19 protein-coding genes are annotated in these 21517 nt (G+C 66.4%); 4 read left to right on the forward strand and 15 right to left on the reverse strand.

Translation table 11 applies throughout. The annotated features are described in order from the left end of the window. Positions 1 to 48 precede the first annotated feature (48 nt). Positions 49 to 2652 (forward strand): aminopeptidase N, encoded by a 2604-nt coding sequence (gene pepN / locus N6H05_RS04500; protein ID WP_284112872.1) that lies wholly within the window; start codon positions 49 to 51, stop codon positions 2650 to 2652. Between the two features lie 42 nt (positions 2653 to 2694). Here the strand turns inward: pepN and N6H05_RS04505 are convergent, their stop codons facing one another. Genes N6H05_RS04505 through N6H05_RS04520 form a run of 4 tightly spaced genes read right to left on the reverse strand, consistent with a single transcriptional unit; the run spans position 2695 to position 6274 of the window. Further along, positions 2695 to 3309 carry an ABC-type transport auxiliary lipoprotein family protein gene (locus N6H05_RS04505; protein WP_284112873.1) on the reverse strand — a complete coding sequence of 205 codons (615 nt, stop codon included), beginning with the start codon at positions 3307 to 3309 and terminating at the stop codon, positions 2695 to 2697. An 11-nt stretch (positions 3310 to 3320) separates the two neighbouring features. Beyond that, positions 3321 to 4283, reverse strand: a complete 963-nt coding sequence (locus N6H05_RS04510; protein ID WP_284112874.1) for an MlaD family protein — start codon at positions 4281 to 4283, stop codon at positions 3321 to 3323. 3 nt (positions 4284 to 4286) lie between these two features. Beyond that, positions 4287 to 5162 (reverse strand): ABC transporter ATP-binding protein, encoded by an 876-nt coding sequence (locus tag N6H05_RS04515; RefSeq protein ID WP_502958959.1) that lies wholly within the window; start codon positions 5160 to 5162, stop codon positions 4287 to 4289. Continuing rightward, entirely contained in the window at positions 5162 to 6274 is a 1113-nt protein-coding gene (locus N6H05_RS04520; protein WP_284112875.1) for an MlaE family ABC transporter permease, read from the reverse strand. The genes N6H05_RS04515 and N6H05_RS04520 overlap by 1 nt, the downstream gene beginning before the upstream one ends. Before the next feature lie 98 nt (positions 6275 to 6372). Between N6H05_RS04520 and N6H05_RS04525 the strand changes: the two genes are divergently transcribed. Then, positions 6373 to 7047, forward strand: coding sequence for an HAD family hydrolase (locus N6H05_RS04525; protein WP_202600371.1), 675 nt, complete (start codon positions 6373 to 6375; stop codon positions 7045 to 7047). A 4-nt stretch (positions 7048 to 7051) separates the two neighbouring features. Here the strand turns inward: N6H05_RS04525 and N6H05_RS04530 are convergent, their stop codons facing one another. The 5 genes from N6H05_RS04530 to N6H05_RS04550 all read right to left on the reverse strand — a co-directional run bounded on the left by N6H05_RS04530 (position 7052) and on the right by N6H05_RS04550 (position 11975). Next, positions 7052 to 8905, reverse strand: coding sequence for an AsmA family protein (locus N6H05_RS04530; RefSeq protein WP_284112876.1), 1854 nt, complete (start codon positions 8903 to 8905; stop codon positions 7052 to 7054). Positions 8906 to 8972: 67 nt separating this feature from the next. Next, positions 8973 to 9905, reverse strand: a complete 933-nt coding sequence (locus tag N6H05_RS04535) for a 2-hydroxyacid dehydrogenase (RefSeq protein WP_284112877.1) — start codon at positions 9903 to 9905, stop codon at positions 8973 to 8975. Next, positions 9905 to 11245 carry a cystathionine gamma-synthase family protein gene (locus tag N6H05_RS04540; RefSeq protein ID WP_180275619.1) on the reverse strand — a complete coding sequence of 447 codons (1341 nt, stop codon included), beginning with the start codon at positions 11243 to 11245 and terminating at the stop codon, positions 9905 to 9907. The genes N6H05_RS04535 and N6H05_RS04540 overlap by 1 nt, the downstream gene beginning before the upstream one ends. A 170-nt stretch (positions 11246 to 11415) precedes the next feature. Continuing rightward, on the reverse strand, positions 11416 to 11700 hold the full coding sequence (locus N6H05_RS04545) for a type II toxin-antitoxin system RelE/ParE family toxin (protein ID WP_284112878.1): 285 nt from the start codon (positions 11698 to 11700) through the stop codon (positions 11416 to 11418). After that, positions 11697 to 11975 (reverse strand): antitoxin of toxin-antitoxin stability system, encoded by a 279-nt coding sequence (locus N6H05_RS04550; RefSeq protein WP_284112879.1) that lies wholly within the window; start codon positions 11973 to 11975, stop codon positions 11697 to 11699. Before N6H05_RS04550 ends, N6H05_RS04545 begins: the two co-directional genes overlap by 4 nt. Before the next feature lie 232 nt (positions 11976 to 12207). On the opposite strand from N6H05_RS04550, the gene N6H05_RS04555 reads away from it, so the two are divergent. Beyond that, the gene (locus N6H05_RS04555) at positions 12208 to 14619 is read left to right on the forward strand and encodes a ligase-associated DNA damage response DEXH box helicase (protein ID WP_284112880.1); all 2412 of its coding nucleotides are present in this window, start codon (positions 12208 to 12210) and stop codon (positions 14617 to 14619) included. Between the two features lie 106 nt (positions 14620 to 14725). Here the strand turns inward: N6H05_RS04555 and N6H05_RS04560 are convergent, their stop codons facing one another. The 4 genes from N6H05_RS04560 to gyrB all read right to left on the reverse strand — a co-directional run bounded on the left by N6H05_RS04560 (position 14726) and on the right by gyrB (position 19222). Next, a complete protein-coding gene (locus N6H05_RS04560) occupies positions 14726 to 15469 on the reverse strand; it encodes a DJ-1/PfpI family protein (RefSeq protein WP_284112881.1) in 744 nt (247 codons plus the stop codon). A 52-nt stretch (positions 15470 to 15521) separates the two neighbouring features. Beyond that, positions 15522 to 16025 carry a COG3650 family protein gene (locus tag N6H05_RS04565; RefSeq protein WP_284112882.1) on the reverse strand — a complete coding sequence of 168 codons (504 nt, stop codon included), beginning with the start codon at positions 16023 to 16025 and terminating at the stop codon, positions 15522 to 15524. Positions 16026 to 16036: 11 nt separating this feature from the next. Further along, positions 16037 to 16594, reverse strand: coding sequence for a DNA-3-methyladenine glycosylase I (locus N6H05_RS04570; protein WP_284112883.1), 558 nt, complete (start codon positions 16592 to 16594; stop codon positions 16037 to 16039). Between the two features lie 120 nt (positions 16595 to 16714). After that, positions 16715 to 19222 carry a DNA topoisomerase (ATP-hydrolyzing) subunit B gene (gene gyrB / locus N6H05_RS04575; protein ID WP_037490667.1) on the reverse strand — a complete coding sequence of 836 codons (2508 nt, stop codon included), beginning with the start codon at positions 19220 to 19222 and terminating at the stop codon, positions 16715 to 16717. Positions 19223 to 19307: 85 nt separating this feature from the next. On the opposite strand from gyrB, the gene N6H05_RS04580 reads away from it, so the two are divergent. Continuing rightward, the gene (locus tag N6H05_RS04580; RefSeq protein WP_284112884.1) at positions 19308 to 19787 is read left to right on the forward strand and encodes a hypothetical protein; all 480 of its coding nucleotides are present in this window, start codon (positions 19308 to 19310) and stop codon (positions 19785 to 19787) included. Here the strand turns inward: N6H05_RS04580 and N6H05_RS04585 are convergent, their stop codons facing one another. Both N6H05_RS04585 and N6H05_RS04590 read right to left on the reverse strand, forming a co-directional pair. Next, entirely contained in the window at positions 19788 to 20294 is a 507-nt protein-coding gene (locus N6H05_RS04585; protein WP_284112885.1) for a DUF1993 domain-containing protein, read from the reverse strand. A gap of 16 nt (positions 20295 to 20310) precedes the next feature. Beyond that, positions 20311 to 21504: an NHL repeat-containing protein gene (locus N6H05_RS04590; protein ID WP_284112886.1), complete on the reverse strand. Its 1194-nt coding sequence runs from the start codon at positions 21502 to 21504 to the stop codon at positions 20311 to 20313. Positions 21505 to 21517 lie beyond the last annotated feature (13 nt).

Below are 21517 nucleotides of genomic sequence, written 5' to 3' on the forward strand. Positions count from 1 at the left end.
ACGTGCAAAGCGCTTCCCCCTCACAGAATCAGGCACTAGGCTGGTGCCATGGCCGATATCCAATCCACCCAAGCCGCCGCTCCCGCCATCATCCGCCGCGCCGATTATCGCGTGCCCGACTGGCTGATCCCCGACATCGCCCTCGACTTCGACCTGGATGCCGCGCGGACGCGGGTTTGGTCGGACATGTCGGTGGCGCGCAATGGCGACCATGACCGGCCGCTGCGGCTCGACGGCGACGGGCTGGTGCCGCTGGCGGTGAAGGTCGATGGCCGCACACTCAACGAAACGGAATGGACGCTGGAGGCCGGCGCGCTGGTCGTCCCCCTCGGCGGTGCGACGCACAAGGTGGAGGTGCTGGTCGAGCTGGCGCCCGAGAGCAACAGCAAGCTGATGGGCCTCTATGCCAGCGGCGGGCTGCTCTGCACCCAGTGCGAGGCGGAGGGCTTCCGCCGCATCACCTTCTTCCCCGACCGGCCGGATATCCTGTCGCGCTACAGCGTGAAGCTGACCGCCGACAAGGCGCGCTACCCGATCCTGCTCGCCAATGGCGATCCGGTCGAGCAAGGCGATCTGGAGGGCGGCCGCCATTGGGCGCTGTGGAATGATCCTTTCCCCAAGCCCTGTTATCTGTTCGCGCTGGTGGCCGGCGACCTCGCCTGCAACGCCGACCGTTTCGTGACGATGAGCGGGCGCGAAGTGGCGCTGGGCATCTGGGTGCGCGAGGCCGACCTGCCGCGCACCGACCATGCGATGCAGGCGCTCAAGAACAGCATGGCCTGGGACGAGCGCGTCTATGGCCGCGAATATGATCTGGACGTGTTCAACATCGTCGCGGTCGCCGACTTCAATTTCGGCGCGATGGAGAATAAAGGCCTCAACATCTTCAATTCGCGCTATATTCTCGCTGACCCCGAGACCGCGACCGATATCGACTATGATGGTGTCGAGGGCGTGGTGGCGCATGAATATTTCCACAATTGGTCGGGCAATCGCGTCACCTGCCGCGACTGGTTCCAGCTGTCGCTGAAGGAGGGCTTCACCGTCTTTCGCGACCAGAATTTTTCGGCCGACATGGGCAGCCATGCGGTCAAGCGGATCGAGGATGTGCGCATCCTGCGCGCGGCCCAGTTCCAGGAGGATTCCGGCCCGCTGGCGCATCCGGTCCGGCCCGAATCCTACATGGAAATCAGCAACTTCTACACCGCGACCATCTATAATAAGGGCGCCGAGCTGATCCGCATGATGGCGCTGATGCTGGGCGCGGAGCGGTTCCGCGCCGGCACCGACCTCTATTTCGACCGGCATGATGGCGAGGCGGCGACCTGCGAGGATTTCGTCCGCGCGATGGAGGAGGGCGGCGAGATCGACCTTGGCCAGTTCCGCCGCTGGTATGAGCAGGCGGGCACGCCCCATGTCCGCGCGCTGCTGAGCCATGATCCGGTCAGCCGCACCGCCGAGCTGCTGCTGGAACAGAACGTGCCGGCGACGCCGGGCCAGCCCGACAAGCGGCCGATGGCGATCCCGCTGCGCGTCGCGCTCTATGATCCGGCGACCGGCAGCCATCATGGCGACCAGTTGCTGATGCTGACGGAGGCTCAGCAGCGTTTCACGTTCGACAATTTCGCCAGCCTGCCGATCCTGTCGATCAACCGCGGCTTTTCCGCGCCGGTGATCGTCGAGACCAATCGCAGCCAGGCCGATCTCGCCTTCCTGTCGGCGCATGATGATGATCCCTTCGCGCGTTATGAAGCGATGCAGCAGTTGATGGTCAATGTGCTGGTCGGCCAGGTGGCGGGCCAGAGCGTCGATGTGAGCGCGGTGGTCGACGCGGTGCGCAACACCATCACCGACCCGCTGCTCGATCCCGCCTTCGTTGCGGAGGCGGTGCGCCTGCCGAGCGAAGCCTATCTGGGCGACCAGATGAAGCAGGTGGACCCGGATGCCATCCACGCCGCCCGCGATGCCCTCCAGACGCGCCTGGGGGCCGATCTGGAGCCGCTATGGCGCGATATCCATGCCAGGACCAAGGCGAACGGCTTTGCTGTCTCGCCGGCCGCCAAGGGCGCGCGCAAGCTGCGCAATGTCGCGCTGCTCTATCTGGTCGCCTCGGGCGCGGAGGACGGGCCGGCGATCGCCTATGCCCAGTATAGCGAGGCCGACAACATGACCGAACGCCAGTCGGCGCTGGCGACGCTGGCGAGTGGCACCAGCCCGGAACGGGAGGCGGCGCTCGATATCTTCTACAATCGCTACAGCGACGATGCGCTGACGCTGGACAAATGGTTCCAGACCCAGGCCTTCGCCTTCCATCCCGATACGGTGGAGCTGGTCGCAGAGCTGGGCCAGCACAAGGCGTTTACGCTGGGTAACCCGAACCGGGTGCGCTCGCTCTATGGCGCCTTTGCCGGCAACCAATGGGCGTTCCACCACAAGTCGGGCAAGGGCTATCGGCTGGTCGCCGACTGCATCATCGCGCTCGACAAGCTCAATCCGCAGACCGCAGCCCGGCTGGTGCCGCCGCTCGGCCGCTGGAAGCGCTTCGATGAAGGCCGCGCCGCGCTGATGCGGGCGGAACTGCAACGCATCCTGAATGAGCCCGGCCTGTCCAAGGACGTGACCGAGCAGGCGAGCAAGAGCCTGGAGGGATAAGGAAAAGGCGGCGGCCGGGGCGTTCAAACCCCGGCCGGCCGATCAGTCCTTTTGCGCCGCGACCCAGGCGGCGACGTCGGTCGCCACCTTGTTGGCGGCGCTGTTGAGCGGCGCACCGACGCTGCCGGCGTCGATCTTGCCGCCGACCGGCGCGCTGGCGGTGAAGCGCTGGCGGGCGATCGCGACGCCGGCCGGGGTCATCAGCGCCGCGTCGAAGGTGACGACGGCGCTGTTGCTGGCCTGGTCGATGGTGAAGCTGATCAACTCGCCGCTCAGGCGCTGGCCGCCGTCACCGGAAAACTGGCCGGGATCGAGCACGATCCGGTCGGTGGTGGCCGATACGGTTTCGGCCAGCAGGCGGCGGAACAGATGGCGGGGCGTTTCGGCCCATTGCACCTTGGTGACATAGGCAACCGAGGTCGGCGTCACCTGCACCGGCACGCGCACCGTGTCGATGACGCGCGCGGCTTCGGGATCGACGATGATCAGGCTGCGGCCACCGCCGGCATTGCTTTGCGCGCCGGTCGGCACCTTGTGCGCGGCGTCGAGCGTCAGCAACTGCTGCGGCGGCTTGCTGCCGATCGAGACGCAGCCGGACAGGGCGATTGCAGCGGCCAGCGCCAGCGATGCGCCACCCAGTTTCTTGTGGACCATCATCCGGCTCCCTTTCATGGCTTATAGTCGGGCAGCTGGGGCGATCCGACGATCGAGCCCGCGCCCTGCTGGTCGAGTTTTTCGGCGACGCCGCGGAAGGCGCGCGACATTTCACGCAGGTCGCGAACCAGGCGGTTCACTTCCGGCATGGTCTGGTTGCTGAAGGCATGCACGCCGGGCTGGGCCTCGGCGATCGTCTTGTCGAGCGTGTCGATGCTGCGGCTGGCGGAAGCGACGCTCTTGCGCAGGTCGGCCATCAGCGGGCGGCCTTCGTCATTGATCAGGCCGTTGGTGGTCGCGGCCAGCTCGCCGATCTGCTGCGCGGCGACACCGGTGCGCTGCACCGCGATGCGCGCTTCGGCGAGCGTGGCGGCGATTTCCGGGCTGCGATCGGCCAGCGATCCGGTCACGCGGTCAAGATTGGCGAGGATGCCGGCGATCGACTGCTGATTCTTGTCATCGAGCAGCTCGGTCAGCTTCTCGGTCAGGGTCGACAGCCGCTCCAGCAGTTGCGGCGCATTGTTGAGCAGTTCGCCCAGCGCACCCGGCTTGGTCGGGATCACCGGCACGCCGTCGGGGCAGGCCGAAGCGATATTTTCGGCCGGGCAGAGGATCGGCGGCGCGCCCTTGACCGCGCCGTCCAGCACGATCTCGCTGACGCCGGTGAAGCCGACGCCGGCGATGGTCGCGGTCGTGCCCTGCAGCACCGGGGTGCCGTCCTTCACTGAAATGCGCACCTTCACGAAGCTGGGGTCGCGCTTCCACAGTTCGATCTTCTCGACCTGGCCGGAAGGGACGCCGGAATAATTGACGCCCGATCCCTTGGCGAGGCCATTCACCGACTGCTTGAAGAAGATGTCATATTCCTTGTTGTCGCCCTGCGACAGGCGCGAGAACCAGAAGGCCGCCGCCATGATGGCGGCCAGCAGCAGCAGCGTGACCGCGCCGACCAGCACATGATTGGACCGGGTTTCCATATCCTATTGCCTTCCGTCCGCTTGTTTTTCGGCAGCGGCCTTGCCGCGTTCGCGCGAGACGGCCGCGGTTGCGGCGCGGCCTCGCGGACCGTTGAAATATTCCTGAATCCAGGGGTGATCGAGCGCCAGCAATTCGTCGATCGTCCCCACCGCGATCACCTTCTTGTCGGCGAGCACCGCCACACGGTCGCAGATCGAATAGAGGGTGTCGAGATCATGGGTGATGAGGAAGACGGTGAGGCCCAGCGTCTCCTGCAACTTGCGCGTCTGGTCGTCGAACGCGGCCGCGCCGATCGGGTCGAGGCCGGCGGTCGGCTCGTCGAGGAACAGCAGGTCCGGGTCCAGCGCGAGGGCACGGGCCAGGCCCGCACGCTTCTTCATGCCGCCCGACAGTTCGGCGGGATATTTGGGGCCGGCTTCGGCCGGCAGGCCGGTCATCCGGATCTTGTAGGCGGCGATCTCGTCGCGCAGCACCGGGCCGATATTGGGATAATATTCGCGGATCGGCACTTCGACATTCTCGGCCACGGTCAGCGTCGAGAAGAGCGCTCCGCCCTGGAACAGCACGCCCCAGCGCTTGCGGATCGCCAGCGCCTCGTCATCGTCCAGGCGGCCGACCATATCCTCGCCAAAGACATGGACCTGGCCCTCGTCGGGCACCTGAAGCCCGATGATCGACCGCATCAGCACCGACTTGCCGGTGCCCGATCCGCCGACCATGCCCAATATCTCGCCCTTGCGCACGTCGAGGTCGAGATTTTCGTGGACGGTCTGGTCGCCGAAGCTGTTTTTCAGGCCGCGCACCGAAATGGCGATGTCGTCGGACGCGACCGCGCGTTCGATCCGCTCTTCTTCGGCCTGGCGTTCATCGGTGGTCATCAGTTCCAGCCCACCCAGGTGAAGAACACGGCGAAGAAGGCGTCGAGCACGATCACCAGGAAGATCGCCTGGACCACGGCCGCCGTGGTGCGCAGGCCGACTTCCTCGGCATTGGCCTTGACCTGCATGCCCTGGAAACAGCCGCTGATGCCGATGATCAGGCCGAAGACCGGCGCCTTGATCAGGCCCACCCACAGATCGTGGATCGGCACCACTTCGCGCAGGCGCTGGACGAAGGTGATCGGCGGAATGTCGAGCGACACGGCGCACAGGAAGCCGCCGCCGATGATTGCGATGATCGAGGAATAGAAGCCGAGCAGCGGCATCATCACGACCACCGCCAGGGTGCGCGGCAGCACCAGCGCCTCCATCGGCGAGACGCCGATGGTGCGCATGGCGTCGACCTCCTCGGTCAGCTTCATCGTGCCGAGCTGGGCCGCGAAGGCCGAGCCGGAGCGACCCGCGACCATGATCGCGGTCATCAGCACGCCCAGTTCGCGGAAGGTGAGGCGGCCGACCAGGTTGATGGTCAGCATCTCCATGCCGAACTGGCGCAACTGGACCGCGCCCTGCTGGGCGATGACGATGCCGATCAGGAAGCTCATCAGGCCGATGATGCCCAGCGCCGATACGCCGACCACCTCGAACCGCTGGACCACGGCATTGATGCGGAAGCGGCTGGGATGGCGGATCAGGCCCCAGACCGTGACCAGCACGCCGCCAAAGAAGCCGAGCAGGCCGACCAGCGTGTTGACGGAATTGATCACCGCCTCGCCGATCTGGCCCAATACCCGGTTGAAGGGGGAGACATAGGTCGGGCGGATCTCGACCGGTTCGTCGATCTTGCCGACCGCGCCGATCAGTCGCTTGCAATCCGTGCTGCCGCCGGACACTTCGGTTTCCAGCCGCTTGGCGGTGCGATGGATGGTCCAGGCGCCGATCGTGTCCATATGGTCGATATCAGCGACGTCGATGCTGGCGACCGGGCCGGAAATGGCATCCAGCCGGTTCGGCATGTCGTGCAGACAGGCGATCGACCAGGTGCCGGACAGGCGTATGACCTTGCCGCCGTCGTCGCGGCTTTCCTCAACGAGATCAGCGGCTTTGTTCATGTGGAGGGATTAGTGGTCCATTATCGGTTGCGCGGCAAGCCGAAACGGCCCATCCGCCAGACAGAACGACGGGCAGGGATAAAAGTTTCGGACACGGCATGACATACAGGCTGGCGATTTACGACATGGACCGCACGGTGACCTTTTCGGGTACCTATACCGGCTTTCTCATCCATGTGGCCGCCCATATGGCGCCCTGGCGATTGATCTTCCTGCCGCTCATTCCCTTCGTCATGCTGGCCTATGTGGTGAAGCTGATCAGCCGCCAGACGCTCAAGGAAACCAACCAGTGGCTGATGATCGGCGGCCGCGCCGACCGGGCGAAGCTGCAGCCGCATATCGAAAGCTATGCCGACAAGGTGATGGCGAAGAATGTCCGCGCCGGCGCGCTGGAGCAGATCGCGCAGGATCGCGCGGCGGGTTATCGGCTGGTGCTCGCCACCGCCTCCTACCGCCTCTATGTCGAGGCGATCGCGCGGCGGCTGGGCTTCGACACGGTGATCGCGACCGACCATGTCGGGCAGGACCTGCCCTATGTCCGAGCCAAGATTTCCGGCGAGAATTGCTACGACACCGGCAAGCTGCGGATGATCAAGGCGTGGATGGCGGCCGAGGCGATCGACCGCAGCCAGGCGCATATCCGCGCCTATTCCGACCATGTGTCGGACGCGCCGATGCTGGAATTCGCCGATGAGGCTTTCGCGTCCAACCCGCACCCGCCTCTTGCGAAGCTGGCGGCCGAGCGCGGCTGGACGCGGGTGGACTGGAGCTAAGGGATCAGCGCATCGCGGTGCGGGCGAGGCTATCGCAATCGGCGTCGCCCACGCTCGGCTGCTTCTCGCCGCCGATCGCATCGCCGATCATCCTGATTATGCCCTTGGCCGAACGGGCGTCGCTGGGCAGCTGAATATCGGGCGTCTTGATCGTGCCGCCGACCGGCACGCTGCCCTTCAGCCGTAACAGGCTGTCCTGCTTGGGCACGCCGCTCAGTGCCAGCGCCAGCCGCTCGTCCGACAGGCGGATCGTGCCGGTGGCATGGGTCTGGGCGCGGGAGGTGTCGATCAGCACCGGACCCGGCCGGGCGATACCGTCCCGCACATCCAGCCGGGTGATGATGCAGCGCAGGACGGCCTCCTTCCGCTTCGACAGGGTCAGGCCGCGGCCGACATCCTGCCCCATCAGCGCGGCGGTGCGGTCCGGGATACGGCCGTCGCGCGCGACCAGCACGATCGTGCCGGTCGACGCGCCCAGCGCCTGACGGATGGTTCTGCCCCGTCCCTTGATCGCGACCCGGCCGACCAGGGCGCCGTCGATCCGGGCGTCGGGGAAGAAATCGAGCAGCCGTGCGTTGCGCATCGTCATGGCGATGTCGAGCAGGGGGCCGCCGTCGCGCTGGTCGACGCCGATCCGGCCGGACAGCGTGCCGCGTGTGAGCCCCAGCGTCAGTGGTTCGACCGACAGCCGGCTGCGTTCCAGGCTGATCGTGCCATGGAGCGAGCGGAACGGGCTGGGGCCGGGCCAGAGCAATTGCCGGACCTGAAGGTCCAGTTTGCCGTCGGTGCGATCGACGGTGGCGAGGTCGATCGCCGTATCGGGGATCAGGCGCGGGCCGAGCTGCGCGCGCTTGGCCGCCGCCTTCGCCTTGCCGGCATTGCTCGCCAGATCGTCGAAATCGAAGCGCTCGGCGCTCAGCGCGCCGTCGATCCGGGTACGGCCGTCGCGCTTGCGGATGGTGGCGTGGCCCGCGATGTCGGACCGGCCGATCGTGCCTTTCAGCCCCTCGACGATCCAGTCCGGCCGGTCGCGTGTCACCCGCGCGGTCAGGCGGACCGGCTGGGTGCCGGGCAGGCCGGCCTCGATGATGGCGTCGAGCAGGGCGAGGTCGGTGCCATGGGCGGTCGCTTCGCCGCGCAGATGGCCGATGTCGAGCGGGCCATCCATCGTGCCTTTCAGGGTGAAGCCGACCGCGTCGCCGCTGATCGCCGCGTCGAACGGCCAGCGCTGGCCCGGCCGGCTGTCGAGGATCGGGCCGCCGGTCGCGGTGACGATCACGGCATGGCCGCGCACATCGCCGCTGCCCGAAAGGCGCAGGCCGCGCGGATCGACGGTCAGCGCGGCATCGACCGATCGCCCGCGCTTGTCGTCGCGATAGGCGATGTGGCTGTCGGCGACGATCAGGCTGTGCAGCGCCGGACGGCCACCGCGCCGATCGCTGCCCTTGCTGCGCTCGCCGCTCCAATTCTCGCGGCCCTGCGCGTCGCGATAGAAATGGAGCCGGGCATGCCGCGCTTCCAGCCGCTCCAGCACCGGCCCGCCGGTCAGCAGGCCCCAGACCGAAAAACCGGCGCGGATCTCGCCGATCCGGGCCAGGTCGGGCAAAGCGGGCCTGACCCATCCGGGTTGCGGCACGCGCAGGTCGCGCAGGGTGACGACGGGGTGGAAGGACAGGCTGTCCGCCCGCGCCATCGCGCTGATCGTCACCGGCTTGCCGATATGGTCGGACAGGCGGCGCTCGATCGGCCCCTTCATCCAGCCCCAGGGAAAGGCGGCCAGTGCCAGCAGCAGGATCGCGCAGAGCAGGATCAGGCCGACCAGCCCACGCACCACCCATCGTCTCGCCCCGCTGGCCATCCGCATCGCTCTCCCGTCCGGCCCGGTCGGCCGTGTCGGCGCTCAACGCGCGGCGTTGCGGCTTGGTTCAGAGCACGCGATTGGGCAGCGGTTCTTCCGCCACGAAGGCGCGGATATTGGCGAGCAGCATCTGCGCCATCTGCGCCACCGCCGCGTCGGTCGCGCCGCCGGTATGGGGGGTCAGGATGCAGTTTGGCACATCGGCCCAGCGCGCCGGATCGGTCGGTTCCTGCGCATAGACGTCAAGCGCCGCGCCGCCCAGCCGGCCGGCGCGCAGGGCGTCGATCAGCGCATCCTCGTCCACCAGCTGCCCACGCGCGACATTGACGAGCAGGCCGTCGGGGCCGAGCGCATCGAGGATCGCGGCGGAGATCATGCCGCGATTGTCGTCGGTCGCGCGCGCCGCGACGACCAAGATGTCGCTTTCGGCCGCTAATGCCTCCAAACTCTCGCTGCGCGGCCAGGCGAGGCCGGGCTTGTCGCGCGGACCCCACCAGCGGGTCGTCATGCGCAGGACATCGGCGCGGGTGGCGACGCCGATGCCGATGCTGCCCATGCCGACGATGCCCAGCCGGGCGCCGGCGATCGATCGGGTGATGGTCTTGCCGCCGGGCAGCCATTCGCCCGCGCGCAACGCCCGGTCGCCGCTGACGATCTGGCGCCGATGGGCGAGGATCAGGCCGATCGCATGGTCGGCGACATCCTCCGCATTGGCGTCGCCCGCATGGCTGACGGCGATGCCGTTTGCCCGTGCCCAGTCGAGATCCACCCCGTCATAGCCGACGGTGAAACAGGCGATCAGCCGCAGCCGTGTCATCGCTGCCAGCATAGCGGGATCGAGCCGGAACTCGCCGGCCGTCACCACTATCTCCGCCTCGGCGAGGCGGGCGCGCCCGGCCTCCTCCCATAGCCCCATGACGTCATATTGCATCGCCAAAATGGTTAGCAGCGGCGCCAGATGGGGCTGGGCGATCAGGATGACCGGGCGCAGGCGCTCCATTATCCTATCGCCTTCAGCGCCTGGGCGAAGTCGGCGATCAGATCGTCGGCATCCTCGCAGCCGATCGAGATGCGCACCATATTGTCGCCGATCGCCAGCGCCTTCTTGCGCTCGGCCGGCACCGACAAATGAGTCATCGCGGCGGGATGGCTGGCCAGCGTCTCGGTGCCACCCAGACTCACCGCCAGCTTGGCGATCTTGAGCGCGTCAAGGAAGGCAAAGGCCTCCGCCTCGCCGCCCTTCAGGTAGAGCGAGAAGGTGGAGCCCGCCCCGGTGCAATGGCGGCGATAGATATCGGCCTGCCGCTCGGTCTCCGGAAAGCCGAGATAGACGACCTTCTCCACCTGCGGCTGGTCCTTCAGCCAGGTGCAGACCTTCTGCGCATTCTCGCCGGCGCGGCTCATGCGCAGTTCCAGCGTCTCCAGGCTGCGCAGCAGCATCCAGGCGCTGTGCGGGTCCAGGATCGTCCCGATCGTGTTGCGCATCAGGCGAATGCTGTTGATCAGCGCGTTGGAGCCCAGCACGCCGCCCGCGACCAGATCGCTATGCCCGCCGGCATATTTGGTCAGGCTGTAGATGACGAGATCGGCGCCATGGTTGATGGGCCGGTGCCACAGCGGCCCCAGGAAGGTATTGTCGATCGCGATCGGCGGGACATGATCCTCGCCGGCAAACAGCGCGTCGCGGCGCGCGACCACCGCCTCCAGATCGACCAGCACGTTGGTCGGGTTGGCCGGGCTTTCCAGATAGAGCATCGCGACCCGGCCCAGCCCCTTGGCCTTCTCGATCACCGCGCCAATCTCCGCCTCGGTCGCGCCAGCGGGGAAATCGAGCCACTGCACCCCGAAACGGCCAAGGATGCGGCCGATCAGCGATTCGGTCGCGGCATAGAGGGGGGCGGAATGGACGATCACGTCGCCCGGCTGCACCAGGGCGAGCAGGGTGGTGGCGATCGCCGACATGCCGCTGGAAAAGAGCAGGGCGTCCTCCGCTTCCTCCCATACCGACAGCCGATCCTCGGCAATTTCCTGATTGGGGCCGTTGAAGCGCGAATAGACGAGGCCCTCGGCGCCGCCGGGGCGGATGCCGGTCACCCCCTCGAAATGGCGCTTGCCCGCGGCCGCGCTCTCGAAGGCGAAGGTGGAGGTGAGGAAGATCGGGGGTTTCAATGACCCTTCCGACAGGGTCGGGTCATAGCCATGGCCCATCATCAGGGTCGCGGGCTTCAGCTTGCGGCCGTCAATCTCCAGGATCGGGGCCTTGGGGCGGCGGCGATTATGGGGCGGCTCGACGCCGGTCAGGTCGGCTTCGGTGACGGGGGGCGGGGTTTCGCCGGTCATGTCATTCTCCTGCATCTGGCGACCTCTGCTGTGCCGCTCATGGATGGCGGGACTGTAACGCAGGAGCGGGGCAGGGGGCCAGCGGAGAGTGATATAATCTTTCGTGATGGGGTATGATTGTTTCTAGGGCGCGGCGGCTCTCGACTATCGTGCATGGGGCGCCGAACGTCTCAATCGCGCAGCGGTGGCCATTGGCGCTTGGTATGAATGATGGTGAGAACCCAGAGGGTGTCTGCGTGTATCTCATAGATTAATCGGTAACTGCTGTGCGGCGTGAGTTCGCGTGTGCCGGGCACTTCGCCTTCATGCCCCAGCATCGGGAAATCGGTAAGTCGGGCGACCGCCTCGCTGAACAGATCATCGATCCTGACGGCGGCGTCGCCATCGCGCGCTACGAGATAGTCCCATATATCGGCGCGGTCCTGGCGCGCCTCCGGCGTCCAGAGAATTTTCACGCTTGATTGGAAAGGCGCGCGCGGCGGTTGGCAAATTCCGCTTCAATCTCGTCATGGTCATAACCTTGGCCCGCCTGCATCGACGTGCGCGCTAGAGCCACCTTGCGCTCGACGAAACCACTATGTTCACGCTTCATCCGTTGGCGCTCGATAAATTCCCGCATCAGTTCCCGCACGACCTGCGACGCCGGTCGATGCAGGGCATCCGTCTCAGCCATGAAATCTGCCCGGAGATCGGCTTCCAGCTTCATCGTAAAAACGGCTTCCTTGGCCATGATCTCCACTCCGTCTGGTAATGATATCGTATATACGTCATCATTACCAACGCGACAAGGCAACCGAGCGTCCTTCAAAAACATATTGGGATCATGCTGACGGAAATCAGCTGCTGTCCGACACGGCGAGTCTGTCTTTGCACCCGAATGGCCGTCTTTGGCGCCAAGCGGCAGTCAGCGCCAAAGCCCCCACCACTTCCCCCCATCCGCCACAGCCCCTACATCTCCCCCAATGCCACCCGCGCTTCCTCCCATCCTCACCGACTGGTTCGCATCGCGCGGCTGGCGGGTGCGGCGGCATCAGGTGGATATGCTGGCGGCGGCGCAGCGGGGGGAACATGCGCTGCTGGTCGCGCCGACGGGCGCGGGCAAGACGCTGGCCGGCTTCCTGCCGACGCTGGCCGACCTGATCGCCAATCCCGCCGACGGGCTGCATACCCTCTATGTCTCGCCCTTGAAGGCGCTGGCGGTCGATGTGCGGCGCAACCTGCTGACGCCGATCGAGGAAATGGGGCTGCCGATCCGGGTGGAAACCCGCACCGGCGACACGCCGTCCGACCGTAAGGCGCGACAGCGGGTGCGGCCGCCGCACATCTTGCTGACCACGCCCGAATCCCTGTCGCTGCTGCTGAGCTATCCCGACGCGGCCCTGCTGTTCGAACATCTGCGCACCGTCATCGTCGATGAGGTCCATGCCTTTGCCACGCAGAAGCGCGGCGACCTGCTCAACCTGTCGATGGCGCGGTTGCAGGCGATCAACCCGGACCTGCGCCGGGTGGCGCTGTCCGCGACGGTGGCCGATGTCGATGCCTATCGCGCCTGGCTGGCACCCGATGGCGATATCGATGCGGTGACGCCGGTGCTGGGGGAGGCAGGGGCCGAGCCCGACGTCACCATCCTGATCCCGGAGGGGCGGGTGCCCTGGTCGGGCCATTCGGGCAAATATGCCGCCAGCCAGGTGATGGCGGAGATCGCCGCGCGGCAGACCACGCTCGTCTTCTGCAACACGCGCGGCCTCGCTGAACTCATCTTTCAGGAATTATGGTCGGTCAATGACGCGAACCTGCCGATCGCCATCCATCATGGCAGCCTGTCGATCGAGGCGCGGCGCAAGGTCGAATCGGCGATGGCGGCGGGCAAGCTGCGCGCGCTGGTGGCGACCGCTTCGCTGGACCTCGGCGTCGACTGGGGCAATGTCGACTGCGTGATCCAGATGGGCGCGCCCAAGGGCAGCTCGCGCCTGCTCCAGCGCATCGGCCGCGCCAATCACCGGCTCGACATGGCGTCGGACGCGATATTGATCCCCGGCAATCGCTTCGAATATCTGGAGGCGCGCGCGGCACTGGACGCGGTCGAGGCGGGCGAGCGGGACGCCGATGATTTCCGTCCCGGCGCGCTCGACGTGCTGGCCCAGCATGTGATGGCGATCGCCTGTGCCGGGCCGTTCCGCGAAGAGGAATTGCTGGCCGAAATCCGATCCGCCACCCCCTATAGCGCGCTGACCGACGAGGGCTTTGCCCATGTCCTGCATTTCATCGAGGGCGGCGGCTATGCGCTGCGCGCCTATGACCGGTTCAAGCGGCTGGTGCGCGAGGGCGACGGCACTTGGCGGGTGTCGCACCCCAAATTCATCCAGCAGCATCGGATGAATGCCGGCATCATCGTCGATCAGCCCGCGCTGGCGGTGCGCTTCGCCAATGGGCGCAAGCTCGGCACGGTGGAGGAGGGCTTTGCCGCCACCCTGCGGCCGGGCGACAGCTTCTTCTTCTCCGGCATGGCGCTGGAGGTGGTGCGGATGGACACCAGCGACCTGGTGGTCCGCGCGACGAGCAAGAGTGCGCGCATCCCCAGCTGGGGCGGCACCCGCATGGCGATGTCGACCCGGCTGGCCGACCGGGTGCGGCATTTCCTGGCCGAACCCGATGCCTGGCACCGTTTCCCCGACGATGTGCGCGAATGGCTGGAGGTGCAGCGCGCCCGCTCCGCCCTGCCGCAACCGGGGCAGTTGCTGGTCGAAACCTTCCCGCATGAGGGGCGCCATTATATGGTCTGCTACAGTTTCGAGGGCTGGAACGCGCACCAGTCGCTCGGCATGTTGCTGACCCGGCGGATGGACGCGCAGGGGCTGATGCCGCTGGGCTTCGTGTCGAACGATTATGCGCTGGCCGTCTATGGCCTCAAGCCCGTGACCGATCCGCAGAGCCTGTTTTCCGCCGACATCCTCGACCATGAATTTGTCGACTGGGTCGAGCAGTCGAGCCTGTTGAAGCGCGCCTTCCGCGATGTCGCCGTGATCTCCGGCCTGATCGAGCGCCAGCATCCCGGCAAGCGCAAGACCGGGCGACAGGTCACTTTCTCCACCGACCTCATCTATGATGTGCTGCGCAAATATCAGCCCGACCATCTGCTGCTGAAGGCCGCCTGGGCGGATGCGCGGGCACGGATGACCGATGTCGGGCGGCTCGGCGATCTGATCGACCGGGCGGCATCGACCATGCTGCATGTGCCGCTCGATCGGGTCAGCCCGCTTGCCGTGCCGCTGCTGATCCTGATCGGCCGCGAACAGGTGGCGCAGCGCGATGCCGAGGACGCGCTGCTGATCGAGGCCGAGGCGCTGGTGGCCGAAGCCATGCGCGCGGATTGAGGGGGCGGCCGTCCCAACACCGTTCGCCCTGAGCGAAGTCGAAGGGCTCGCCCGACCGAAGGGAGGGCACTTCGCTCCGCTCAGCCCGAACGGAATGTAAGATGGCTTACCCCGGCAACCCGTTCAGCTTGGCAAAGGGATCGTCGCTGGCATCCTCCTGCCAGCGATATTCGGTCCGGTTGGCGACCCAGCGGGCCATCTCCTTGCCATAGAGCTTGGCGATCAGGCCCAGCGCCATGTCCGTGCCCGCCGAAATGCCGGAGGAGGAGATATATTTGCCATCCTCCACCCAGCGTGCATGGGGAATCCAGGCGACCTTGGCCCCCTGCGCCGTCGCCCAGGCCCAGGCCATCTTGTTGCTGGTCGCCTTCACTCCGTCGATCAGCCCGGTCTTCGCCAGCAGGCCGGAGCCCGTGCAGATCGTGGCTACCTGCGGCGTATCCTGTGCCAGCGTGCGGACCGCGGCGAGGAAGTCGGGGTTGTTCACCTCCCGCCGGGTGCCGAGGCCGCCGGGAATCATCACGATGTCGAGTTTGGGCGCGTCGGCAAAGCCATGATCGGCGATCGTCTGCGGCCCGGCGCCGCTGCGCACCGGTCCGGCCTTGTCGGCGATCATGACAATCTCGACCCGGTCTTTCAGCATGCCGAACATTTCCAGTGGCCCGAACACGTCGAGCAGCTCGAATCCCTCGAACAGCAGCATGCCCAGCTTCTTCCTGGGGCCACTTGGCGGCACCGGCGGCTGCACGGAAAGTTGCGCGGAGACAGTCGTGCCGGTCGCGGCGAGCGCGATTCCGGCCGTCAGGAGAAAGTTGCGCCGCGCAACATCGGCTTTGGACTGGTCGCTCATCGTCACATGCTCCCTGTTTGCCGGGTTAGACGAGCGATGGCGGCGATCCCGCCTATTCGCCGCCATCCTTGATGCCGCCGCAGCCTTTCAGCACGCCTTCGCCGAAGGAAAGCTGCACCCGGTCGGACCAGATGGCGTCGCTCATCCCGTCGCTGCACGGCCCTTCGGTGACGGTCATGGCAAAGCCGTCGCCCATGAAGCGGATGGCGCGGGGATCGTCGGTGCGGGTGACGGGATAGCGCAGCGGACGATGATCGGGCCGCTGCAAGGTCGCGACCGATCCGGTGACGATCACCGCCCAGAAAGGCTCGGTGCCGATCGCGCGATACTCCTCAGGGGGAGGAGGGGCGGCGGGTGTTTCACGGGAAACAGCGGCGGGCGCCGGTTGCGCAGCCGGGGCAGGGGCCGGTTCGGGCGCGGTGCTCTCATTGGCGACGATCGCCTGGTTGAGCGCCGGGGCGGCGTTCGCGATCGCATTGTCGGCGCGATTGTCGACCCTGTTCGGCGGCACCGGATCACCCGAGCAGGCGGCGAGGGCCAGCAGCCCTGTCACCATCGCCGTCACCTTCACGCGCCGGCCCGCCGGAAACAATGGGCGGCATGATCGTCGACCATGCCGATCGCCTGCATCCAGGCATAGACGATGGTCGGCCCGACGAATTTGAAGCCGCGCTTTTTCAGATCCCTGGAGATTGCCTCCGACAGGTCGGTCTGCGTCGGGAAGCTCTTGCCGTCGCCGACGATCGGCCCGTCGGGCGCGAAGGACCAGACATAGGCGGCGAAATCCTCGCCGGCGTCGCGCATCGCGCGATAGATGTGCGCGCCCCTGATCGTCGCCTCGATCTTGGCGCGGGCGCGGACGATGCCGGGATCGGCCATCAGCCGTTCGACATCATGGGGGCCAAAGGCGGCGACCTTGTCCGGATCGAAGCCGGCAAAGGCGGCGCGAAACCCCTCGCGCTTGCGCAAGATGGTGATCCAGCTGAGCCCGGCCTGGAACCCCTCCAGCATCAGCATTTCCCACAGCATGCGCGAGTCATGCTGGGGCACGCCCCATTCCGCGTCATGATAATCCCGGTAGAGCGGGTCCGGCCCTACCCAGCTGCAGCGTGGCAGATCGGTCATCGGTTTTCGGTGCGCCTGACGGCGCACGGCGCGGCACCGGCCCGCACCCCCACCCGGCCGCCCAAGAGATTATCCTGATGGGGTGGCCGGGCGGGGGTGCGGGCTGGCGCAGTCATCCGATCAGACGTCCAAATTGGCGACGTTCAGCGCATTGTCCTGGATGAATTCGCGGCGCGGTTCGACCACGTCGCCCATCAGCTTGGTGAAGATTTCGTCGGCGACGTCGGCCTGTTCCACCTCGACGCGCAGCATCGAGCGATTGTCCGGGTCCAGCGTGGTTTCCCACAGCTGTTCCGCGTTCATTTCGCCCAGACCCTTGTAGCGCTGGATCGACAGGCCCTTGCGGCCGGCGGACAGGATCGCTTCCAGCAATTCGCTGGGCCGCGAGATGTTGACGCCCTTGGCCGACACCGCGGGCAGTTCGTCCTCGCCCAGTTCGTCCTGCGCGGCGACGGCCTTGGCCGAAACCAGGCGGCTGCCCCTGGCATAGCTTTCCGCCTCTTCGCTGGCGGTGCCGTGCAGCTTGCGCGCCTCGGCCGAGCCCAGGAAGCCATGTTCGATGACATGATGGTCGGTCACGCCGCGCCACAGCCGCTCGAAATGGAAGCCGCCGCCCTCGGCGATGCGGCCGGTCCATTTGCCCTCGGGATCATGCGAGGCGATCCAGGCGACGGCGGTTGCCAGCCGTTCGGCCAGCTGCGCCTCGGACAGTTCGGGATCGAGCGCGCCGGTCAGGCCCAGCGCCTCGATGATCGCCGGGTCGTAGCGACGCGGCACATAGCGCATCACCGCGCGCATGCGGCGGGCATGGTCGATCAGGCTGCGCAGATCGTCGCCGGTGCGGGCGCCGCCGGTGGTTTCCAGCGCCATCGTGTCGACGCCATTGTCGACCAGATATTGCTCCAGCGCCGCTTCGTCCTTCAGATAGACTTCGGACCGGCCACGGCTCGCCTTGTAGAGCGGCGGCTGGGCGATGAAGAGATGGCCCGCCTCGATGATCTGCGGCATCTGGCGGTAGAAGAAGGTGAGCAGCAGCGTGCGGATATGCGCGCCGTCGACGTCGGCGTCGGTCATGATGACGATCTTGTGGTAGCGCAGCTTGTCCAGGTTGAAATCGTCGCGAATGCCGGTGCCCATCGCCTGGATCAGCGTGCCGACTTCCTTGGACGAGAGCATCTTGTCGAAACGGGCGCGCTCGACGTTCAGGATCTTGCCCTTCAGCGGCAGGATCGCCTGATTGTGGCGGTTGCGGCCCTGCTTGGCCGACCCGCCGGCCGAGTCACCCTCGACCAGGAAGAGTTCGGACTTGGCGGGATCGCGTTCCTGACAGTCGGCCAGCTTGCCGGGCAGCGAGGCGATGTCCATCGCGCCCTTGCGGCGGGTCAGTTCGCGCGCACGCTTGGCCGCTTCGCGGGCAGCGGCGGCGTCGATCACCTTCTGGACGATCATCTTGCCGTGGCCGGGATTTTCTTCCAGCCACTCGGCCATCTTGTCAGCCATCAGGCTTTCGAGCGGCTGGCGCACTTCGGAACTGACCAGCTTGTCCTTGGTCTGCGAGCTGAATTTGGGATCGGGCAGCTTGACCGAGACGATCGCGGTCAGGCCTTCGCGCATATCCTCACCGGTGAGGCTCACCTTCTCCTTCTTCAGCAGGCCGGTCTTTTCGGCATAGCTGTTGAGGGTCCGGGTCAGTGCCGCGCGGAAGGCGGCCAAGTGCGTGCCGCCATCGCGCTGCGGGATGTTGTTGGTGAAGCAGAGGACGTTCTCGTAATAGGAGTCATTCCACTCCAGCGCGACGTCGATGGTCACGTCGTCGCGGGTGCCGGCGATCGCGATCGGATCGGGCATCAGCGCATTCTTGTTGCGGTCGAGATATTTGACGAAGGCCGCGATGCCGCCCTCATAATAAAGCTCGACTTCCTTCTTCTCCTCATGGCGCGCATCGACCAGGAACAGGCGCACGCCGCTGTTGAGGAAAGCCAGCTCGCGATAGCGATGCTCCAGCTTGTCGAAATCATATTCGGTCTGGTTCTTGAACGTGCCGCCATCACCCGGCACCTTCTCGGTCGAGGCGAGGAAGGTCACGCGCGTGCCCTTCTTGCCCTCCGGCGCATCGCCGATCACCTTGAGCGGCGCGGTGGCATCGCCATAGGCGAAGCGCATCCAATGTTCCTTGCCGTCGCGCCAGATGTTGAGGTCCAGCCATTCGGACAGGGCGTTCACCACCGATACGCCCACGCCGTGCAGGCCGCCCGACACCTTATAGGCATTGTCGTCCGACGTGTTCTCGAACTTGCCGCCTGCGTGCAGCTGGGTCATGATGACCTCGGCCGCCGACACGCCTTCTTCCTTGTGGATGCCGGTCGGGATGCCGCGGCCATTATCCTCGACGCTGACGCTGTTGTCGGGGTTGAGCGTGATGACGATCCGGTCGCAATGGCCGGCCAGCGCCTCGTCGATCGCATTGTCGCTGACCTCGAACACCATATGGTGCAGGCCCGACCCGTCGTCGGTGTCACCGATATACATGCCGGGCCGCTTGCGCACGGCGTCGAGGCCTTTCAGCACCTTGATGCTGTCGGCGCCATATTCATTGCTGTTGGGGCTGTTCTGCTGTTCGTCGCTCATACCCAGCATATAGGGAATGGCGCCTCGAAACTAAAGCGAAACATGGCGGCTTCCACCCGGCTTTGGGGCGGTTTATCAGGCGCTCATGCGTGTTGTCCCGATCCTTGCCCTGATGCTGCTTTCCGCCTGCTCGCGCAGTAGCGAAGTGGCCGACGAATTGCCCAACAGCTCGCTGGCCGGCGCCCCGCGCGAAGCGATGCCCGAAACCCGGATCGAGGCGACCCTAGCCCGGCCGGTGACGATCGGCGAGGATGGCCCCCGGCTCGATGCCTGCGGCGCGATGGGGCAGGCGACCCGTGTCGGGCCGCAGGGATTGAGCGTCCGGTCCGCCCCCTTTGCCGAGGCGAAGGCGCTGGCGCAGCTGGCCGAAGGCGCACGGGTGCATGTCTGCACCCGCAGCATCGACCAGAAATGGCTGGGCGTGGTGATCCCGCCGCCAGCGACCGAAGGCGCGGCACCGACCGATTGCGGCGTGCGCGAACCGGTCGATCGCAAACAGGCCTATGCCGGTCCCTGCGTCAGCGGCTGGGTCTCCAGCGCCTATGTCCGGCTGGTGGCGGGCTGATTACAGCCCGCCCAGATAGTCCAGCTTGCCCAGCGGCACGCCGGCCTGGCGCAGCAGGGCATAGGCGGTTGTCAGGTGGAAATAGAAATTGGGCAGCGAAAAGGTCAGCACATGGCTGCGCCCGGTGGAGGAAAATTCACCGCGCGAAGTCTTGAGGACGACGGTCGCCTCCTCGCGGCCGTCGATCCTGTCGCGCGGCACCGATTCCAGGAAGGCGATGGTGCGGGCGATGCGATCCTGCAGGTCGGCGAACGTCTCCTCCGTGTCGGGCAGGGGGAAGGGCTCCAACTCGCCGATGCGGATGACCGCGCCCTTGGCGCTGTCGGTGGCAAGCTGCACCTGCGCGGTCAGCGGGCGCATATCCTCGATCAGGCGGGCGCCGGTCAGCGTGGCGGGATCGATCCCCTGTTCGGCGGCAAAGGCGGCGCCCTTGTCCAGCAGGGTGGACAGAGTGCGCAGGCCACGCAGGAAGGCCGGGACGGTCAGGCCGTAGAGTTCGGTCGCCACGTTGCGAGGATTCCCTTCATTCGATGCCGGTGAAGACCAGCTTCTGCACGCGGCGGCCGGTATTCACCTCGGTCGCATAGATATTGCCGGCGCTGTCGGTATCAATGCTGTGCAGCCAGGTGAATTGCCCCGCCTGCCGCCCGATCCGGCCAAAGGCGCCAAGCACGGTGTGGGTCTTGCGCTCCAGCACCCAGATGCGGCCGTTCATCATGTCGGCGACATAGAGATAGGTCTGGTCGGGGTCGGGCGAGAAGGCGATGTCGGTGACGGTGTGGGTGCCGCCGGTTTCCGGCGCGATCGCCAGGTCGCGCACGAAGGTCAGGCCGCCATCCTTCTCGCGCTTGAACAGCTGCGCGCGGTTATTGTTGCGGTCGCAGACATAGAGATGGCCGTCCGTCGTCGGCACCACGCAATGGACGATGCTGTTGAAGATGGCGGACTTGGGATCGGCGACCCGGCTAGGATCGACGGCATGGCTCTGGTCGAACGTGCCTTGCAACACCGGTCCGCTCGGCGGCTTGCCATAGGCGCCCCAGCGGCCCTTATAGGCGTTGCTCCTGTCGTCGAAGCCGATCACCCGGCGGTTCACATAGCCGTCGGATATCAGCACCATGCCGTCCGAATGATTGACGTCGGACGGGTTGCCCAGCTGGTCGGTCGCATCATTGCCGCCGGTCTTGTCGCGCCGGCCGAAGCTGCGGATATATTTGCCTTTGGGCGTATAGTTCATGACGACATGGTCGCCCTTGCCATTGCCGCCGAACCAGACGCTGCCGGCCTTGTCGACGAAGATGCCGTGCAGGCTGGCGGGCCATTGATTGACGCCATCGACCGTGGGCGCGCTGTCGGCGCCGCCCCAGCCGCCCAGATAGCGGCCATCCCTGGCGAAGCGCACCACCGGCGGGGCCGGCTTGCAGCAGACCGCGGTGGCGGGCGATTCGGCCAGGCCCGTGTCAGTCGCGGTCAGGCTGTGCGGGCGATGCACGACCCAGACCGAATCGTCCGGGCCGACCGCGACGCCGCTGACCTGGCCCAGCAGCAAATCCCCCGGCATGGCCGGCCACGCGGCATCGACCTTGAAGCGCGGCATCTTGGTGCCGGCGGGCGCGAACTGTTCGAAGGCGAGGGGAGCGAGCGCCTGCTCCGGTGGCGCGGCGGAGGCGGCAATGGCGAAGGGCAGGGTGAGGGCAGCGGCGAGGAAGGCGCGCATGGCGGGGACTCCT

It is taken from the genome of Sphingobium sp. WTD-1 (genome assembly GCF_030128825.1).
GTDB lineage: Bacteria > Pseudomonadota > Alphaproteobacteria > Sphingomonadales > Sphingomonadaceae > Sphingobium.

Excerpts from the sequence above, each read along its gene's own strand:
- pepN (WP_284112872.1), top strand. The coding sequence starts at position 49 with ATGGCCGATATCCAATCCACCCAAGCCGCCGCTCCCGCCATCATCCGC.
- N6H05_RS04505 (WP_284112873.1), bottom strand. The coding sequence starts at position 3,309 with ATGATGGTCCACAAGAAACTGGGTGGCGCATCGCTGGCGCTGGCCGCT.
- N6H05_RS04510 (WP_284112874.1), bottom strand. The coding sequence starts at position 4,283 with ATGGAAACCCGGTCCAATCATGTGCTGGTCGGCGCGGTCACGCTGCTG.
- N6H05_RS04515 (WP_502958959.1), bottom strand. The coding sequence starts at position 5,162 with ATGACCACCGATGAACGCCAGGCCGAAGAAGAGCGGATCGAACGCGCG.
- N6H05_RS04520 (WP_284112875.1), bottom strand. The coding sequence starts at position 6,274 with ATGAACAAAGCCGCTGATCTCGTTGAGGAAAGCCGCGACGACGGCGGC.
- N6H05_RS04525 (WP_202600371.1), top strand. The coding sequence starts at position 6,373 with ATGACATACAGGCTGGCGATTTACGACATGGACCGCACGGTGACCTTT.
- N6H05_RS04530 (WP_284112876.1), bottom strand. The coding sequence starts at position 8,905 with ATGGCCAGCGGGGCGAGACGATGGGTGGTGCGTGGGCTGGTCGGCCTG.
- N6H05_RS04535 (WP_284112877.1), bottom strand. The coding sequence starts at position 9,905 with ATGGAGCGCCTGCGCCCGGTCATCCTGATCGCCCAGCCCCATCTGGCG.
- N6H05_RS04540 (WP_180275619.1), bottom strand. The coding sequence starts at position 11,245 with ATGACCGGCGAAACCCCGCCCCCCGTCACCGAAGCCGACCTGACCGGC.
- N6H05_RS04550 (WP_284112879.1), bottom strand. The coding sequence starts at position 11,975 with ATGGCCAAGGAAGCCGTTTTTACGATGAAGCTGGAAGCCGATCTCCGG.
- N6H05_RS04555 (WP_284112880.1), top strand. The coding sequence starts at position 12,208 with ATGCCACCCGCGCTTCCTCCCATCCTCACCGACTGGTTCGCATCGCGC.
- N6H05_RS04560 (WP_284112881.1), bottom strand. The coding sequence starts at position 15,469 with ATGAGCGACCAGTCCAAAGCCGATGTTGCGCGGCGCAACTTTCTCCTG.
- N6H05_RS04565 (WP_284112882.1), bottom strand. The coding sequence starts at position 16,025 with ATGGTGACAGGGCTGCTGGCCCTCGCCGCCTGCTCGGGTGATCCGGTG.
- N6H05_RS04570 (WP_284112883.1), bottom strand. The coding sequence starts at position 16,594 with ATGACCGATCTGCCACGCTGCAGCTGGGTAGGGCCGGACCCGCTCTAC.
- gyrB (WP_037490667.1), bottom strand. The coding sequence starts at position 19,222 with ATGAGCGACGAACAGCAGAACAGCCCCAACAGCAATGAATATGGCGCC.
- N6H05_RS04580 (WP_284112884.1), top strand. The coding sequence starts at position 19,308 with ATGCGTGTTGTCCCGATCCTTGCCCTGATGCTGCTTTCCGCCTGCTCG.
- N6H05_RS04590 (WP_284112886.1), bottom strand. The coding sequence starts at position 21,504 with ATGCGCGCCTTCCTCGCCGCTGCCCTCACCCTGCCCTTCGCCATTGCC.